Below are 14,145 nucleotides of genomic sequence, written 5' to 3'. Positions count from 1 at the left end.
CACGCCAGCAGTGCATGAACACCGAGAACGACCTGAGCCAGCAACTCCTTGGCGGCTCCAACCCGATGATGCCAAAGAGCATGAAGATCGAGGTCGTGGATAGTAAATGCCAGATTAGTTCAGGGGATTGATTTCTCGGCCTATAACTGCACGGTTACGCTGAAGAACGCGGAGGGCAGCCTCAATGAACTCCCCGTGCCGATGAAGAAGGTTGATGGCCACTGGGTTGTCCTGAACAATTAAAAAAAATCATTTGCTCCAGATGAAGCTTCGCGGGATTGATGAACAATCCCGCAACCATTTTTGCCTATGGTCACCACTCATGGCTTTTATTGCGGCGACCTGTAAAACATGCTGAAGCCCGGCGCAGAGCATGCCGGTTTTTTACTGACCGCACTGCCCATTGATGTACTGGCCAGTGCCCGATGCGCCCCTGCCCACAAAAAGCTGCTTCACCGGCACGTCACGCATGGCGTGCAGCCCTTCGGCGGCATATTTGCCATCGCAATTGAACCTGCCATTGAGAATGTAGTCATCGGTTTCATGCTTCCTGAGCACATCCACCCAGTTTGAAGAGGCATTGAGGGCCAGTTCATCCATCACCGGGGCATAGACCTCAACATTCACGTAATCCTCGGCATGCGATCCCTGCTCCATGAGCCCGATATCAGGATCAGTTGCATTGCCACAACTTTCAAGACAATCGGAAACAGGCCTGGCGATACCGTTCAGCGCGGCACTTATGTCGCCCATTGTCAGTTCGGCCACCGTAGGGGTCGAATTCTGGATGAACGGCGTCAACGGCACCGAGCATGCCGGGGTCACCTTCAGCCCATAGCCCTGAATCTGGTCGCCCTGTTCATAGGCTGTCAGTTCGCAGGCCTTGACGATGTAAGTATAGGCCGTGGTCTTGTCCGCATAATGGTTCACGTATTTGGCGGGCCCTGTAAGCTGCTCGAGAAAGGGCCGCTGGATGCCGAGCATGTCCAACTGGAAGATGCGCAGGAGCGGCGGCGCACCCGTATCGCTGCTCAGGGAGGGCTCGGGCGATCGATTGGCCCACCGCACGGCACGCGAGACGCCGAGTTTCTGAACATGGGGCACTTCATCATCCGTAATCGCACCGGTCTGGCTATCTCCATAGGCAGCCTGCCAGCTTTTGATGGCCGTGCGCGTGGCATCACCATAAATTCCATCAGCCCTGTCCATGGGAGAGGATGAATATCCGGCATTGATGAGCTTCTGCTGTAGGGCGATATGCAGGTCGATATCGCGCGCGGCCTCCTGCGCATAAGGCCCGCTGAGGGATTTTGCCCACTCCCCGGCCTGCTGCTCCGTTACTTTTACGTAGCATGAAGCCGCCCCCGATGGCAGGACCGCCCCCGGCGTACCCGCTGCCGGAATGGCGCAGGCATTACGCAGTGCCGTGTCATAGGCAACAGCCTGCGCCTTGATGGCCGGATAGGCCCCCGCCCCTTCCTGCGCACGATGGGCATAAAACACTTTTTCAAGGTCGAGTTCAGCTTTTGCCATGACCGGATCGGCACAGAGCGCCGTAGCCAGAACATCGGCCCCATCGGGCCGGGGGCAGGCAAAGCCGGGATGGTAGGCCGGGGCGGCAAAAGCCGGTGCCCAAAGGAGCATGACAGGCAGAAAACTGCCGCTCAACCAGCCAGAAACGCGCATGGGAAGACCTTATTTTTAAGAAAATATTAAGACAGCACTGGAAAAGACCTGCCTGTACAATAAGTCCGGTCAATAAAGCGCGCAAGCAACCTGCTGAGCCTGACGCTTTTTATGGTCGTATGACTGCCATATCCAGCCGCCTGTTTCAGGCATGCGGAGCCTGTTCACTTTGCCCTGACTGGCATTGAAAGCAGGGCAATCGAACCGGGCATGCAATCGGGTTGGATAATAACCGTCTGTTCAATCGCACTATCTCCAAGCACGTACCGGGTGATACATAACATAACGCCTTTGCTTTTTTCATATTCCTGACATCTGCCAGATGAAGATACCCTGTATTTTGCTGGCAGAGACTCCAACATATTTTTTCTCTTGAAAAATCATCATGTTTTTCAAATAAAGAAATCCCCTGCATGAGCACGCGCTCAATAATGCCTGGACGTTCAGGAATGTCTCTCCAATATGGTTCACCAGACCTATTATTGCGTATAAACCCTGCCCTGACCTGAATAAAGCGCGATGTATATTTCGTAAACTCTGTAATAATATTGATGTAACTTATAATTATTTAAAATAATATGATCGACGCAACCATTTGTCGTCCTAATGTTTTTTACATAGAGACATTGCCTGCTTACTCTATAAATAAAGGAAAAAGTAAACGATAACTTCACGTGAGGGTCTCATCCAACCAAATCCAATGCCCGTATCCACAGCAAGTGTCGTATGTTTTAATGATTTTTTCTTGAACTTCCCCGATAAAAATTCTCGCACCTCAAAATTTCTAACAATTTATTTACATATCGCAATAACATCACTTTCTAATATTACTATTCTACTCTCCATAATTTATAAAATATGATTGCCGGAAACAGGGAAAGCAGCCCTCAAACCTATCTGTTTTTTTAAAGCCGTGTTTCACACGTTTCCTCTGCCCCAATCCGCGCCCATAGGTCTCACGCAAGCCCCCCTCCATTCATGCATTAAATGTCTGTCAGGTATGCATTAAGCGTTGCATTCGTTCATGCATCGTGTTGTTATCTGACATGCGTTTAACGCAGCATTGCTCTATGAATCTTTTTGGGGAGATGTGACATGGATCGTTTCAAGACGATGCTCCGCGGTCGCACCAACATGCTGCTCGGCCAGCTCAAGCAGGAAATTGGCTATGCCACGGGCCTGCGGCGGCTGGAGCGTCAGGGCATTGCACAGGAAATGCGTGGCTTTTCGCAAACGGCGCGCCTGCACCGCATGGCCAGCATGGACCAGCCGGAACAGGGCTGAAAACCTGCCCGGCACCTGTAATAGCAAACGCATAACCGCATCGCGTGCAGGGTGGTTGCCGGAAAACCGGCAACCCGTACCATGGCCTGTTCCTTTTATCCATGCAGGAAATTTATGGCCATGAGCAAAGACCAGATTATCGACATGCCCTTCACCACCGACGCCATGAAGGCGGCGATCGAACGGCGCATCATCCAGTCCCCCCAGCTTTCCGATGCCGACAAGCATGACCTGAGCGTGACCCTCGCGCGGCTTGATGCGCAGGGGCTTGCAACACTCGTCGAGACCGTTCTCGGCCACGCCATTGAATCCGGCTCCGAAATCCTGCCCTACCTCCAGCGCCTCGGCCAGAAGGGCTGACGCCTACGGCGCGGCGGGAACAGCCTGCCGCGCGTTCCATAAGGCATTGAGCCGTGCATGCAGGCGGGGATCGCTTGCATAGATATAAAGCCCCCTCACCCCGCGTGTCATGAGCACGTTGATGGAGTTGAGGATGATCCGCGCCATGACCGCGGGCGGGTTCTCCACCCCGTCGCGCCCGGTAAAGGCGGCGCGATCCTCGTAGCGGGTGGGGTCGATCACGATCCGGTCGGTGGCCGGGTCATAGGTTACGGATGGGCCAAGGATCACGCCCGCATAGTTCAGGTCAAAACCCTGAATGGTATAGACCGAACCTACCTCATCAATCGTATCCGCCCGTTCCGCCCATGGCAGGCGGGCCTGCGGCATGGCGCGGTCCCAGCGCAGGTGAAAACGCCCCTCGGTAATGAAATGGTCCTGCCCGTTCAGGGTGTAGGGATAATCATAGGTCGCCAGCATGCGGCACAGCCCGTACTGCGCGTTGCGCTGGCATATGGCCTCGTACAAAGCCTGCGCATCATCATAAATACGAAAATCAAAGGGCTGCGGCGCCGGTAGCGCACGCAGGCAGCCATCACGCAGGGCGCGGACCCAGTCCATCACATCCGCATGGGCCTGCATGCGGAACTGCTGCTCAAGCCTGCGGATCACGACCGGATAACCCGCCACGAGCGCGCGCAGGCGCTCATCGGTCCACAGGCTTTTGAATTTGAGCACCTGCCTCGCATCGAACACGATCACCACGATGCGGGCATGGCGGATGATCTCGGCCAGCTGGTTATCCTGGCGGAAGCGGTTATAGGCATCGCTTCGGGTCAGCAGCAGATGGGCTTCATCCACCAGCACGATATCGGCACGCCGCCCCTGCCCCGCCATCTGGTTGATGAAGGTGGTTGGCCGCTCGAAATCCTTCTTGCGCAGGCAGGGCTGGGATTCGGAAATATTGCGGTACAGCTTGATCATTTCCGGGTGGTTGACCAGCAGGCAGTTATGGCTGCCATGCAGCGGGTCATCTGCATCCCGGCCGCGTGCCGCGTGCTGGATGGCGGTGAACAGCGTGTTGAGCAGCAGGCTCTTGCCGGTGCCCGCATCCCCCTCGATCACGAACAGCGCATGTGCATCGGCAGTATGGGCGCGGCAGAAGGCCAGCACCTCATCCATCAGCGCCTGCTGCGGGCCGGTCAGCCCCACGGTGGGCGCAAGGCGGGTCAGGGCGCTGTCAGGCGCGGGGGAAGCGGGCGTTTGCATATGGCGTTCCGTCAAGATGCCCGCCCGTACCAGGCAGGACAAAGCTGATATGTAAAATACGATGTGAGATCGTGCATCCTATAAGTTATAACACACCCTTACGCGCATCGAGCGCGCCACGTTAACAGGATAGCCTGACCATGACCGACAAACCCACCGCCGCCGCCCGCGAACACATGCACAAGCTTGCAGCAAAAGGCCTGAAAGAGCCCAAGCTGCTGCAGAAGGAAGAGGTGATCGCCATTGCCCAGCATGTGGCCAAGGAACATGGCCGCGCTTCGGGCACCGAGCACGAGATCGCCAAAAAGGCCGAGCACAACCCCGAAGGCGTGACCGCAGCTGAAATCCAGGCCCTGTGCGCCCACGTGACCGGCGAGCGCACCGCGCGCTGAGCGGCCTCGCGCCACAACGAGAAACAGGGGGAAACCCCTGTTTTTTTATGTACGGAACTAGAGGGTGTTATGTATTTTCGTGCCTGATTGGTGCAGTAATGAGGGATGACGCCTGCACGCAAACCGTATCCCTCTGATGTATCAGATGAAGAATGGTCTCTGGTTGTCCCGTATCTGGTTCTGATGCGCGAGGATGCGCACCAACGACATCACGCATTGCGCGAACTGTTCAATGGATTGCGTTACGTGATCCGCTACGGAATTGCCTGGCGCGCCATGCCGAATGACCTTCCGCCGTGGTCGGCGGTCTACCAGCAATCCCGTCGCTGGATGGAGGCAGGTTGTTTTGACGCGTTGGTGTCTGATCTGCGTGCCGTGCTGCGTATCGCTTCTGGCCGCAGGGCGGAGCCAACGGCAGCCATTATCGACAGCCGGACATTACGTTCGACGCCGGAAAGCGGTTCCCGCGCCGGATATGATGGGGCCAAGCGCAAAAGGGGATCAAAGCTGCACATGGCCGTGGACACATTGGGGTATCTGCTGGCCCTGCATGTCACACCAGCCAGTCGGGATGATCGCGCCGAAGTCGGACGTCTTGCCGCCGCCATTCAGGACGCGACGGACGAGAGCGTTGAACTGGCCTATGTCGATCAGGGATATACCGGCGAGAAGCCTGCCAGGGCAGCACGGGCCCAGGGGATCGCCCTTGAGGTCGTCAGGTTGTCCGAAGCCAAACGCGGCTTTGTGCTGCTGCCGCGCCGATGGGTTGTCGAGCGATCTTTCGCATGGGCAACACGTTGTCGTAGGCTCGTCAAAGATTACGAGCGTTACGCTTCAACACTCGCAAGTCTCCATGTCATTGCGTTCGCGTGCTTCATGCTTAGAAATGCAGCTATGCTCGCCCAAGGTGCATAACACCCTCTAGCCGCCGCAGCACCGCCACTTTACCACCGCATCTTGCTGCCCGTGCGCTCAAGCAGGCTGCTGACATAGGCCAGCAGCATCAGGCCGCCCAGAAACAGCCCCCATACCAGCGCAAAGCCGCCCAGCCCCGCCAGCAACATGGCAGCCATATGCCACGGCGTCAGTGCCAGCCCGCAGGCAAAATGCCCTACCCCCAGCGCCATCAGCACCTAGGCCAGTGGCCATAATCGGGCCATGTCCCGCTTTCTCCCTGTTATTTCGGGCGCGTTGTGCGCCACAAGCCCCTGCCCCGCAAGCCCCGCCCGCAGGGGCCCCGGCTTTGCGTGCGACATGACCGCAGGCTATGACAGCAGACCTGCACGCGGGCCTGGCACGCGCGCATCATTGCCATGTCCGGCACGGGTCTGGCCGCCTTCACGCAGGCCTGAACGCTTCTGCATATGGGGAAACAGACTTATTCACGCTACAGGACCGGACCAGAGCTGAAAGAAGGAGTAATTTCCGCCGCATGAGCACCCGTACGCGTTTTCCCATCTATTCCGTAGCCGAACGGGCGGCCGACCTTGCGGTCCATATCATCGGCGTCGTGGGGCTTGGCTATGGCGTCGTGTGGCTGCTGCACACGGCCATGCTGGCGCATTCAGGCCTCGCGGCGGGCGTGACCATGCTGTACTGCGGCGGCATACTGGGCACCTGCCTGTCATCGGCGGCCTATAATTTCTGCCCGCCCTGCCGGCTGAAGGGCGGGTTGCAGCGCATTGACCAGTCCATCATCTTCGTAGCCATTGCCGCAACCTATACGCCCTTCATCCTGCTCGGTGGGCAGGGGCGCGCCAGCCTGTGGTTCTGCGGGTTGCTGTGGGCGATGGCTGCGGCAGGCATCATGGCCAAGATGTGCTTCTTCACCTGGTCACGCCGGTTTCATGTCGTGCCTTACCTGTGCGTGGCGTGGGTTTTCTTCCTGTGTCCTGACCCGCAGGTGTGGATGCTGCCCAGCCCGATCTTTTTCCTCATCGTGCTCGGGCTGTTCTTCTTCAGCATCGGGGTCGTGTTCTACATGCGCGAGAACATGCTGTTTTCCAACGCACTGTGGCATGTGATGGTGGTGCTTGGCGCAGGCACGCACATGACGGCGGTGGGCTGCATGCTGCTGCACTACAGCCACGGGCCGATGCGTGGTTTCTAGCGCCCGATGCGGCGCAGGGGCAGGCCTGCCTCAAGGTGCTGCTCGATCACCTCCAACGGCACGTCGCGCGTCTCGGGCACCAGCAGCACGGTAAACAGCATGAAGCCGATGTTCATCACGCTGAACCCGGCAAAGGTCCATCCCGCCCCCAGTGCCGCGACAATGGTGAGGAACGTGTTGCTCACCGCCCAGTCCATGCCCCAGTTGGCCAGCGTGGAGCACGCCACGCCAAAGTCACGCCCCGCGATGGGCTGGATCTCGGAACACAGGGTCCACACCAGCGGCCCCGCCCCCATGCCAAAGCCCGCCACGAACACCAGAAGGGCCGCGACCAGGCTCAGCGTGGCCCCCAGACCCTGCAGGTGCATCCCCTCGATCACGGCGGCACCCCCCAGGGCGCAGGCCATGATGATGCAGCTTGACACCAGCAGCGGCCTGCGCCCCCAGCGCGAGACCAGATAGATGGCCCCGATGCCCACCACGGCATTGACCAGCCCGACCAGCACGGTGGCCCATGCGGCGGCGGTCGTGCCAAAATGCGCGCCTTCCAGAATCTTGGGGGCGTAATACATCACCACGTTGATGCCGGTGAGCTGCTGCATGACCTGCAGCCCGATGCCCAGCGCCACCGAGCGGCGGAAATACGGTCTGGTCCGCAACAGGGCAAAGCCGCCGACCGCCTTGCCCGCGCCGAGTTCGTGGCGAATGCAGTCAAGTTCCCGGTCGGCCTCGGCTTCATCGCCACGCAGGTCGCGCAGCACCTTGCGCGCCTCCTCGAACCGCCCACGCGCTGCCAGCCATGAAGGGCTGGAGGGCAGCAGCGCGCATGCGGCAAACAGCGCCATGGCTGGCACCACCGGCAGCCCCACCATCAGCCGCCAGTGCCCTCCGCCCGCAAACAGGCCGCCCGCCAGATAGCCCAGCAGGATGCCGCAGGACTGGAGCATGGAAAAGGTGGAGACCATGGTGCCGCGCATTTTGCCCGTGGTCAGTTCCGATATGTAGAGTGGGGCGGTAAAGGTGCAGATGCCGATCGCCGCCCCGATCAGGAACCGCCCGAGCAGGATCTGCCCGATCAGCCCGGCCGTTGCGCAGAGCAGCGCGCCTGCCCCGATCAGCAAGGTGGCGGCCCCCAGCGCCAGCCTGCGGCCAAAGCGGCGCGAGAACACCCCCGCCCCGAGCGAGCCGAGCAGTGCGCCAATCATCAGCACCGACACGATCCATTCCTGCGTGCGGGCACTTGCATGAAAATCGTGGCCGATAAAGCCCAGCGCCTCGGCAATCAGCCCGGTATCGAGCCCTACGAGCAGCCCCGCCATGGCGGTGGTCAGCGCCGCGCGCGCGCCCGTGGCACCGGGCGGAGAGGCCTGCGGCGGGCATGGCGTGACGATGGACGAAGATACGGGCTGTGACACGTGACTTGATCCCCTGCGCTGCGGCGCCATCCGGATCGACCGCGCCGCTCACCCTTCCTTCATAGGCGATGCAACAGTCCTTTATCCATGACACAACCCCGCCTCGGGGCGCATTATGGGTCATCATTTTCGCGTATGGGCCATGCCGTGTTACGCACGCTGGCCCCAGACCGCAAAAAAGATGCCGCCCCATGACCGAGCCAGTTCCTGCCGCCCCCCGCTTCATGCCCGGTGAAAAGCTGGCTCTTGGCCTGTGCTTCGTGTTCCTGCTGTGGGCGAACTGGGTTACGCCACTCTGGGCAGATGATTACTGTCGCACCATTCCCTTCAGCCCCCGCATGATCTTCCATATCGTGTGGGGCAACTATTTTTTCTGGACCGGGCGGTGGTTCATCACCCTTGTCACCTTTTTCATTCTCGACCTGCACCATTACGGCTCGCTGGCCGCGTTTGCGGTGGTGAATGCGGGGGTGTTCGTGTTTCTGGTGCATGTGGTGGTGCATATGTGCAGGCGCGAGGCAGGCCATGAGCCCGGCCCCACGGCGCGGGTCGGGTTTGTGCAGTGCCTGCTGGTTTTTCTGATGTTGTGGTGGCTGCCACGCACCATTGCCGAGGTCGCCTTATGGAAAACCGGCGCCATTGGCTATCTGTGGGCCGTTACGGGCGAAATGTGGATCCTGTCGCGGGTGCTGTCAGGGCGCGCGCGCATGAACGTGGCGCAGTACGGGGCGGTGTTCCTGATCGCCACGGCCATGGAATCGATTTCGCTCCTGATGGCGATCCTCCTGCTGGGATGGGCCGCATGGGCATGGAAAAACAGCCGCCCGGTGCCCTGGGCGCTGGCGGCAAGCCACGCGCTGGGCACGTTCACGCTGGGCGTGGCGCCAGGCAACTACGCGCGCGCGCGGGTGATGACACCGAGTTCGCCCCTCGACCGGCTTGACGGGCTGATTGGCAATCTTGGCAGCCTGTTCGACCCGTTCTGGGTGCCATTCGTGCTCCTGATTGGCATTGGCCTGTTTATGGGCAGGCGGCGGCACCCCTTTCCCGCCTGCCTGCGCTGTGGACGGGGGTGGATGTTTGCAGCACTGGCGCTGGCCTACATGCTGCTACTGTTCATCTACCCCCGCGAGGCGCTGGCCGCCCGCGTGTCCTATCCCGCCAGTGTCTTTCTGGTGTGCTATCTGGCCTGCCTGCTGTTCTCATGCCCGATGGGGCCGGTTTTCAACAGGGTCATGACGGCAGCCTGCGCAGGGCTTGCAGTCATGCATCTGGCCATTGTCATCCCTGACCTGACAATGCTGGCCCGCATCAGCCATAATTGGGTGGTCAGCACGCGCGCGCAGGTGGCGCGTGACCAGCCGGTCGTGCTGCATCAGGTCACCATGGGGCCACGGCACAAGCTTCTTTATGTGCACAAGGACATCATATTCGTTGGTATCAACCCCAACCCGCGCCATCAGTTGACCATGTGTTACGCGTGGGCCATGGGGGCATCCTCCGTCAGGGCGGTACCCTGACGGAGCGCTGCGCCTGTCTTATTCGCTGCTGCCATTGGTGGGCGCAGGCGGCGGGGCGCCATTGCCGCCGGGCTGGCCGCCTTCGGGCTGCTGGTTCTGCTGCGCGGCCCCTTCGCGCTCGGCCTTGCGGGCATTATGCCGGCGCACCATGCCTGCGGCACAGCCTGCCGCGGCACCGCCCTTGCCATGACCACTGCCAACAAAGTGCCCCGCAACGCCACCCGCCACGGCACCCTTGACGCAGCCGCCCGGCTCGGCCTGGGCTGCAACCGGCAGGGCGAGAGCCGCCGTAGTGGCAAGGGCAAGTGCGGTAAACCTTGAAAACATCGGATATCCCATCTGTTCTGTGTCTGACCAAGGCAACGGAAGGGTGCGCATGAAGTTCCCCGCCACAAGTGCTACCCCCCCGTGATGGCCACGCGCCAAATCAAGGCTTGGAGAGGGAACGGCTGTCATGCAGGGGGCAAGGTTGCCAGCGCCAATGTCCTATTCCATCGTGACGCATCACGTAACGGAGAGAATTCCATGAGCAAAGAACCGACCGACGTCATCCACGCAGCCCTGATCCATGCCGCCGCCACCCTCACGGCAGCCAAGAAGGACGTGATGGAAAAGGCCTCGCCCGATGAGGTGAAGAAGCACTTCAAGACCTTCCTGCACGCGATTGAAAGCGGCTGGCGCGAGCATGAGGCGGCTGATCACCACCATTCCTGATCCTGCGCACACGGTCATGCCAAAGGGGACGACGCATTAAATGCCCGCCCCCTTTTTTGTTAAGTGCGACGGAACCGGGCTGGCGTTCAGCCACGCGTCTCGTCGGGCGCCGGTGTAGGCAGGCCTGCACGCTGTCCTAACAATCCGGCCCGTTGGGCCAACTGAAACAATGCCTGCCCCCTGAAACTGGACATGAGCATCACGAACAGGCTGACAGGCCCGATCATATTCTCAAGCGCATGGGCACGCTCAGGCGACAGGTTGTGCGCAAACCATAGATACAGCCCGGCCCTGATGAAAAAATACAATGCCCAGATCCAGCTATAGAGCCGGAAAAATGCCCTGAGGTCATGACGCTCCGGGGGAAAGGGCGCGCCGCGACGCTGCTCGGCAATTTCCTGCACGATCGGCCTGCGGCCCGAAGCCCCCAGGGCAAACACCACAGCAAAAACCAAACTGGCAGGAATGGGTTCATACGCCGCAGGCAGCCAGACCACGACAATCAGATCCGTAATGGCCAGAACCAGAGCCAGCCCATTGAACAGCCACCACACCCGGGGAAAACCCAGGCCACAATACCAGCGCCGTAGCCCGTCGCCTGCCATGAACACGATCACGGCGATGGTGGCATACGGCGCCAGACCCAACACCCCCAGAACCCATGACAGGATCAGGCCACCTGCATCAAGGGCAATCGTGGCCAAAGCCGATGGGCGCTTCATCGGGATTTTTCCAGATCAAGAAAGACATCAGGCACGAAACTGCCATGAAACCCGTCAGGCACACGCTGCGGAAGGATGACAGCGGCAACCGGGCCATCGGCCACATGACCGGCATCGAACACGACCAGTTTTGATCCCGCCCACTCCGGTCGCCAGACCGTGCTCATAAGCCACCCATCATCAATCGACGCATCATCTCCGCGTGGCACGAACACCGGTTCGGACACAAAAGCCGCCAGGCCAAAATCAAACTGGTCAATCGCCCCGCGCGACAGATCAAGGCGCGTGATGGCCTGAAAACCCACCTGTTCCACTCCACTACGACTGGCATAATAAATCTGGTCGTAAGATCTGCCCGCATGGCGCTCATCAATGCGCGGAAACTCGCCCGCCATGTCATGCAGGCGTTCAACGCGCACGGGTTCGCGCCCCTCAAGCGCCACGCTCCAGCGGCATGGGCGTGCAGGCGCGGCTTTGGCACGCACACCGCCTGACGTAGGAAACAAAGGCGGCACATCATAGACAAACAGATCAAGGAACAGCCGGTCGTGCTCTTCCCACGCATTGGCGATATGAAACGCATAGACCGGTGGTGCTTCATGCCAGCGCACCTCGCTCCCATACGCACCGCGCCGCAGCACGGCAAGATGACCACCGAGCCCTGGCTGCCAGGCAAATCCAAGGGTATCACCCTCATCCAGCGCAGGCGCTGCCGCCAGTGGCAGCACCGGCAGCGCGATATGCCGCGCTGTTACCGCCGCATCATGCACCATGCTGCAAAAAGGGGCCTCAAAACAGGTCTCCCACCCAAGGTGACCGTGGGCATCAAGACTGCCACACCGGATGGTGCGCGTGTGCCGGCCATCCGCGGCGTAAGCAAAAAACACGAGCGCCCCGGTGGCAGGGTCATGTTTGGGGTGGGCGGTGAAGCGACCGGTCATGCAGCCATGACCATGAAAGGCAAGCGTATCCGGGCCCAGCAGGACCGGCGCATGCGCCTCTTCCAGCGCCATTAACGTGCCAGCATGGGCGATGACATGCGTATTGGCTTTTCCCAACTGTGGGGTGATGTTCAGCGGCGGTATGACCCAGCGATTGCGATAGATGGCCTGCCCACTCCCAAGCGAGATGGCATGGATCATGCCCTGCCCCAGAAACCAGTGCTGGCTGGCTTCGCCCGGCCGTGGGTTGGGGCCGTTGCGATACAGCGTGCCCTGCAGCCCGGGCGGCAGCCTGCCCTCGATGGAAAGGCAGGCTGCATCCATCTCCCGATAGACCGGATTGCGGTTATTCAGCATGGCTTCCCCTTAACTTTACAGTGTAAAGCGTGGCAGGGACAGGGAATGGTCGTCAAGTAATTTTTACAATGTAAAGTCAGTCGGGGGGCATCACATGAAAACAAAAGAAAAAGGCCGCTATCATCACGGAGACCTGCAAGCCACCCTGTTACGCTCGGCGCGGGTGCTGCTGGAGCGGGACGGTATTGCAGCGCTGAAGCTCAGGGCCATCACCCGGCATGCCGGTGTTTCCGCCACGGCGGCGGCTCCCTATTTTGGCAATCTGGCCGGACTGTTAAGCGTCCTCGCAGCACAAGGTTTTGACGAACTGACTGAAGCAATGTCACCGCCACACGCCCTTCTGGCGCGTGATGTGGGGCTGGCCTACATCCGTTTTGCCATTGCCAATCCGGGCCTGTTCACCCTCATGTTTCGCAGCGATGCCATCAATCGCACTGACGCGCACCTTGTGACGGCATCAGAGCGGGCCTTCAGGCGGCTGGCCGCCCTGCCGGGGCCAGGGGAATCAGGTACAACCCAGGCAGCCACCATGGCGGCCCGTTGGGGAAAAGCGCATGGACTGGCCGTACTCGCAATAGACGGACTGCTGCTGCCCCTCACCAATAATGGCGACACCTGCATGACGCTAGATCAACTGGTCAACGAAGCATTTCGCTGATGCAGACCCTGCCTGTTGCATTGCTTGCCAGCACTGCGACTGCCTTGGCCCGGCAGGCGAGAAAACGATCAAATCCGATCCGGCACCGTTCTTATACCGAGCCAAGAGAAAGTCTTTTTCAGGAGCCTGTAAATGACCACCCATTCCCAATATAAACGGAATAAATTTTAAGTATTAAATTAATACAAATACTCAAATTCATTATACATTATTTTACTTTATATAGATCATATCATCGACATGCCTCCGTAAAAATCGACGGTGGAGGGGATGATGCATTCATGTCCACTCATAAAAAAAATGCCGCCTTTTTGAAAAAAGGCGGCATCCAGCAATAATCATCAACGCGTTGTTTTTGAACAAGCGCCTCAGCGGTGACCCGTAAAGAACTGGCTCATGTCACCCTTGGTGTCATGCCCCCATTTATCCAGCTTCTTGCCGGTGCGGTCGCCCCAGTCCTTGGCGCTATCGGTTTTTTCTTCAGCTTTTCTATGGGCCTTATGCGCCGTATGCCGCGTGTCTTCCTTGGCGTCCTGTGCCTTGAGCCGCACTTCGCATTCAGCATGATCAGTCACGCCATCGCACGAATCAGCCAGTGCTGGCGCAAGCGTCGCCACGTTCAGGCCGGTTGCACACAGCACTGCCGCGATCACTGTCTTTTTCATGATATCCTTACCTGTCCGTCCGTTTTCTGTTGCGGCATGGGGCCATTGCGGGCCGCCATGCGTCGTCACTGAA

Annotated in this window: 16 protein-coding genes; 8 read left to right on the top strand and 8 right to left on the bottom strand. The window is 59.4% G+C overall.

The window, feature by feature from the left end; all coding sequences use genetic code 11:
* Positions 1 to 384: 384 nt before the first annotated feature.
* Positions 385 to 1,644 (bottom strand): peptidoglycan-binding protein, encoded by a 1,260-nt coding sequence (locus R5N89_RS05145; RefSeq protein ID WP_167400924.1) that lies wholly within the window; start codon positions 1,642 to 1,644, stop codon positions 385 to 387.
* Positions 1,645 to 2,781: 1,137 nt separating this feature from the next.
* Between R5N89_RS05145 and R5N89_RS05140 the strand changes: the two genes are divergently transcribed.
* Together R5N89_RS05140 and R5N89_RS05135 are read left to right on the top strand one after the other, a co-directional pair.
* A complete protein-coding gene (locus R5N89_RS05140; RefSeq protein WP_110570241.1) occupies positions 2,782 to 2,970 on the top strand; it encodes a CsbD family protein in 189 nt (62 codons plus the stop codon).
* Positions 2,971 to 3,090: 120 nt separating this feature from the next.
* Positions 3,091 to 3,330 carry a hypothetical protein gene (locus R5N89_RS05135; RefSeq protein WP_208624745.1) on the top strand — a complete coding sequence of 80 codons (240 nt, stop codon included), beginning with the start codon at positions 3,091 to 3,093 and terminating at the stop codon, positions 3,328 to 3,330.
* Between the two features lie 3 nt (positions 3,331 to 3,333).
* Here the strand turns inward: R5N89_RS05135 and R5N89_RS05130 are convergent, their stop codons facing one another.
* Positions 3,334 to 4,578 carry a DUF2075 domain-containing protein gene (locus R5N89_RS05130; RefSeq protein WP_110570243.1) on the bottom strand — a complete coding sequence of 415 codons (1,245 nt, stop codon included), beginning with the start codon at positions 4,576 to 4,578 and terminating at the stop codon, positions 3,334 to 3,336.
* A 140-nt stretch (positions 4,579 to 4,718) separates the two neighbouring features.
* Here R5N89_RS05130 and R5N89_RS05125 point away from each other — a divergent pair, with 140 nt between their 5' ends.
* Positions 4,719 to 4,970, top strand: a complete 252-nt coding sequence (locus R5N89_RS05125; protein WP_110570244.1) for a hypothetical protein — start codon at positions 4,719 to 4,721, stop codon at positions 4,968 to 4,970.
* Positions 4,971 to 5,075: 105 nt separating this feature from the next.
* Complete coding sequence (locus tag R5N89_RS05120; RefSeq protein WP_110570284.1) at positions 5,076 to 5,885, top strand: IS5 family transposase; 810 nt, start codon at positions 5,076 to 5,078, stop codon at positions 5,883 to 5,885.
* 29 nt (positions 5,886 to 5,914) lie between these two features.
* On the opposite strand, the gene R5N89_RS05115 is transcribed toward R5N89_RS05120, so the two are convergent.
* Complete coding sequence (locus tag R5N89_RS05115; RefSeq protein WP_110569176.1) at positions 5,915 to 6,097, bottom strand: hypothetical protein; 183 nt, start codon at positions 6,095 to 6,097, stop codon at positions 5,915 to 5,917.
* A gap of 305 nt (positions 6,098 to 6,402) precedes the next feature.
* Here R5N89_RS05115 and R5N89_RS05110 point away from each other — a divergent pair, with 305 nt between their 5' ends.
* Complete coding sequence (locus R5N89_RS05110) at positions 6,403 to 7,080, top strand: PAQR family membrane homeostasis protein TrhA (protein WP_110569177.1); 678 nt, start codon at positions 6,403 to 6,405, stop codon at positions 7,078 to 7,080.
* Here R5N89_RS05110 and R5N89_RS05105 read toward each other — a convergent pair.
* Positions 7,077 to 8,399 carry a sugar porter family MFS transporter gene (locus R5N89_RS05105; protein ID WP_408887037.1) on the bottom strand — a complete coding sequence of 441 codons (1,323 nt, stop codon included), beginning with the start codon at positions 8,397 to 8,399 and terminating at the stop codon, positions 7,077 to 7,079. The two genes, R5N89_RS05110 and R5N89_RS05105, sit on opposite strands and share 4 nt — an antisense overlap.
* A 287-nt stretch (positions 8,400 to 8,686) precedes the next feature.
* On the opposite strand from R5N89_RS05105, the gene R5N89_RS05100 reads away from it, so the two are divergent.
* Positions 8,687 to 10,015 (top strand): DUF6056 family protein, encoded by a 1,329-nt coding sequence (locus R5N89_RS05100; protein ID WP_110569179.1) that lies wholly within the window; start codon positions 8,687 to 8,689, stop codon positions 10,013 to 10,015.
* 18 nt (positions 10,016 to 10,033) lie between these two features.
* On the opposite strand, the gene R5N89_RS05095 is transcribed toward R5N89_RS05100, so the two are convergent.
* Positions 10,034 to 10,342, bottom strand: coding sequence for a hypothetical protein (locus R5N89_RS05095; RefSeq protein ID WP_110569275.1), 309 nt, complete (start codon positions 10,340 to 10,342; stop codon positions 10,034 to 10,036).
* A gap of 198 nt (positions 10,343 to 10,540) precedes the next feature.
* Between R5N89_RS05095 and R5N89_RS05090 the strand changes: the two genes are divergently transcribed.
* Positions 10,541 to 10,729 carry a hypothetical protein gene (locus R5N89_RS05090; protein WP_078527645.1) on the top strand — a complete coding sequence of 63 codons (189 nt, stop codon included), beginning with the start codon at positions 10,541 to 10,543 and terminating at the stop codon, positions 10,727 to 10,729.
* Between the two features lie 86 nt (positions 10,730 to 10,815).
* Here R5N89_RS05090 and R5N89_RS05085 read toward each other — a convergent pair whose 3' ends face one another.
* Together R5N89_RS05085 and R5N89_RS05080 are read right to left on the bottom strand one after the other, a co-directional pair.
* On the bottom strand, positions 10,816 to 11,451 hold the full coding sequence (locus R5N89_RS05085) for a hypothetical protein (RefSeq protein WP_110569180.1): 636 nt from the start codon (positions 11,449 to 11,451) through the stop codon (positions 10,816 to 10,818).
* Positions 11,448 to 12,749 carry a carotenoid oxygenase family protein gene (locus R5N89_RS05080; protein WP_110569181.1) on the bottom strand — a complete coding sequence of 434 codons (1,302 nt, stop codon included), beginning with the start codon at positions 12,747 to 12,749 and terminating at the stop codon, positions 11,448 to 11,450. Before R5N89_RS05080 ends, R5N89_RS05085 begins: the two co-directional genes overlap by 4 nt.
* 94 nt (positions 12,750 to 12,843) lie before the next feature.
* Here R5N89_RS05080 and R5N89_RS05075 point away from each other — a divergent pair, with 94 nt between their 5' ends.
* Positions 12,844 to 13,407: a TetR/AcrR family transcriptional regulator gene (locus tag R5N89_RS05075; RefSeq protein ID WP_110569182.1), complete on the top strand. Its 564-nt coding sequence runs from the start codon at positions 12,844 to 12,846 to the stop codon at positions 13,405 to 13,407.
* A 368-nt stretch (positions 13,408 to 13,775) separates the two neighbouring features.
* Here the strand turns inward: R5N89_RS05075 and R5N89_RS05070 are convergent, their stop codons facing one another.
* Positions 13,776 to 14,072 (bottom strand): hypothetical protein, encoded by a 297-nt coding sequence (locus tag R5N89_RS05070; RefSeq protein WP_110569183.1) that lies wholly within the window; start codon positions 14,070 to 14,072, stop codon positions 13,776 to 13,778.
* Between the last annotated feature and the right edge of the window lie 73 nt (positions 14,073 to 14,145).

This window comes from Komagataeibacter sucrofermentans DSM 15973 (assembly GCF_040581405.1).
Taxonomy (GTDB): Bacteria; Pseudomonadota; Alphaproteobacteria; order Acetobacterales; family Acetobacteraceae; genus Komagataeibacter; species Komagataeibacter sucrofermentans.
The sequence above is the reverse complement of the archived record's forward strand: the minus strand, read 5'-3'. Positions and strand labels throughout refer to the sequence as shown.

What these genes read in the sequence shown, in the direction of transcription:
- R5N89_RS05145 (WP_167400924.1), bottom strand. Translation starts at nt 1,644, where the DNA reads ATGCTCCTTTGGGCACCGGCTTTTGCCGCCCCGGCCTACCATCCCGGC.
- R5N89_RS05140 (WP_110570241.1), top strand. Translation starts at nt 2,782, where the DNA reads ATGGATCGTTTCAAGACGATGCTCCGCGGTCGCACCAACATGCTGCTC.
- R5N89_RS05135 (WP_208624745.1), top strand. Translation starts at nt 3,091, where the DNA reads ATGAGCAAAGACCAGATTATCGACATGCCCTTCACCACCGACGCCATG.
- R5N89_RS05130 (WP_110570243.1), bottom strand. Translation starts at nt 4,578, where the DNA reads ATGCAAACGCCCGCTTCCCCCGCGCCTGACAGCGCCCTGACCCGCCTT.
- R5N89_RS05125 (WP_110570244.1), top strand. Translation starts at nt 4,719, where the DNA reads ATGACCGACAAACCCACCGCCGCCGCCCGCGAACACATGCACAAGCTT.
- R5N89_RS05120 (WP_110570284.1), top strand. Translation starts at nt 5,076, where the DNA reads ATGACGCCTGCACGCAAACCGTATCCCTCTGATGTATCAGATGAAGAA.
- R5N89_RS05115 (WP_110569176.1), bottom strand. Translation starts at nt 6,097, where the DNA reads ATGGCGCTGGGGGTAGGGCATTTTGCCTGCGGGCTGGCACTGACGCCG.
- R5N89_RS05110 (WP_110569177.1), top strand. Translation starts at nt 6,403, where the DNA reads ATGAGCACCCGTACGCGTTTTCCCATCTATTCCGTAGCCGAACGGGCG.
- R5N89_RS05105 (WP_408887037.1), bottom strand. Translation starts at nt 8,399, where the DNA reads ATGGCGGGGCTGCTCGTAGGGCTCGATACCGGGCTGATTGCCGAGGCG.
- R5N89_RS05100 (WP_110569179.1), top strand. Translation starts at nt 8,687, where the DNA reads ATGACCGAGCCAGTTCCTGCCGCCCCCCGCTTCATGCCCGGTGAAAAG.
- R5N89_RS05095 (WP_110569275.1), bottom strand. Translation starts at nt 10,342, where the DNA reads ATGTTTTCAAGGTTTACCGCACTTGCCCTTGCCACTACGGCGGCTCTC.
- R5N89_RS05090 (WP_078527645.1), top strand. Translation starts at nt 10,541, where the DNA reads ATGAGCAAAGAACCGACCGACGTCATCCACGCAGCCCTGATCCATGCC.
- R5N89_RS05085 (WP_110569180.1), bottom strand. Translation starts at nt 11,451, where the DNA reads ATGAAGCGCCCATCGGCTTTGGCCACGATTGCCCTTGATGCAGGTGGC.
- R5N89_RS05080 (WP_110569181.1), bottom strand. Translation starts at nt 12,749, where the DNA reads ATGCTGAATAACCGCAATCCGGTCTATCGGGAGATGGATGCAGCCTGC.
- R5N89_RS05075 (WP_110569182.1), top strand. Translation starts at nt 12,844, where the DNA reads ATGAAAACAAAAGAAAAAGGCCGCTATCATCACGGAGACCTGCAAGCC.
- R5N89_RS05070 (WP_110569183.1), bottom strand. Translation starts at nt 14,072, where the DNA reads ATGAAAAAGACAGTGATCGCGGCAGTGCTGTGTGCAACCGGCCTGAAC.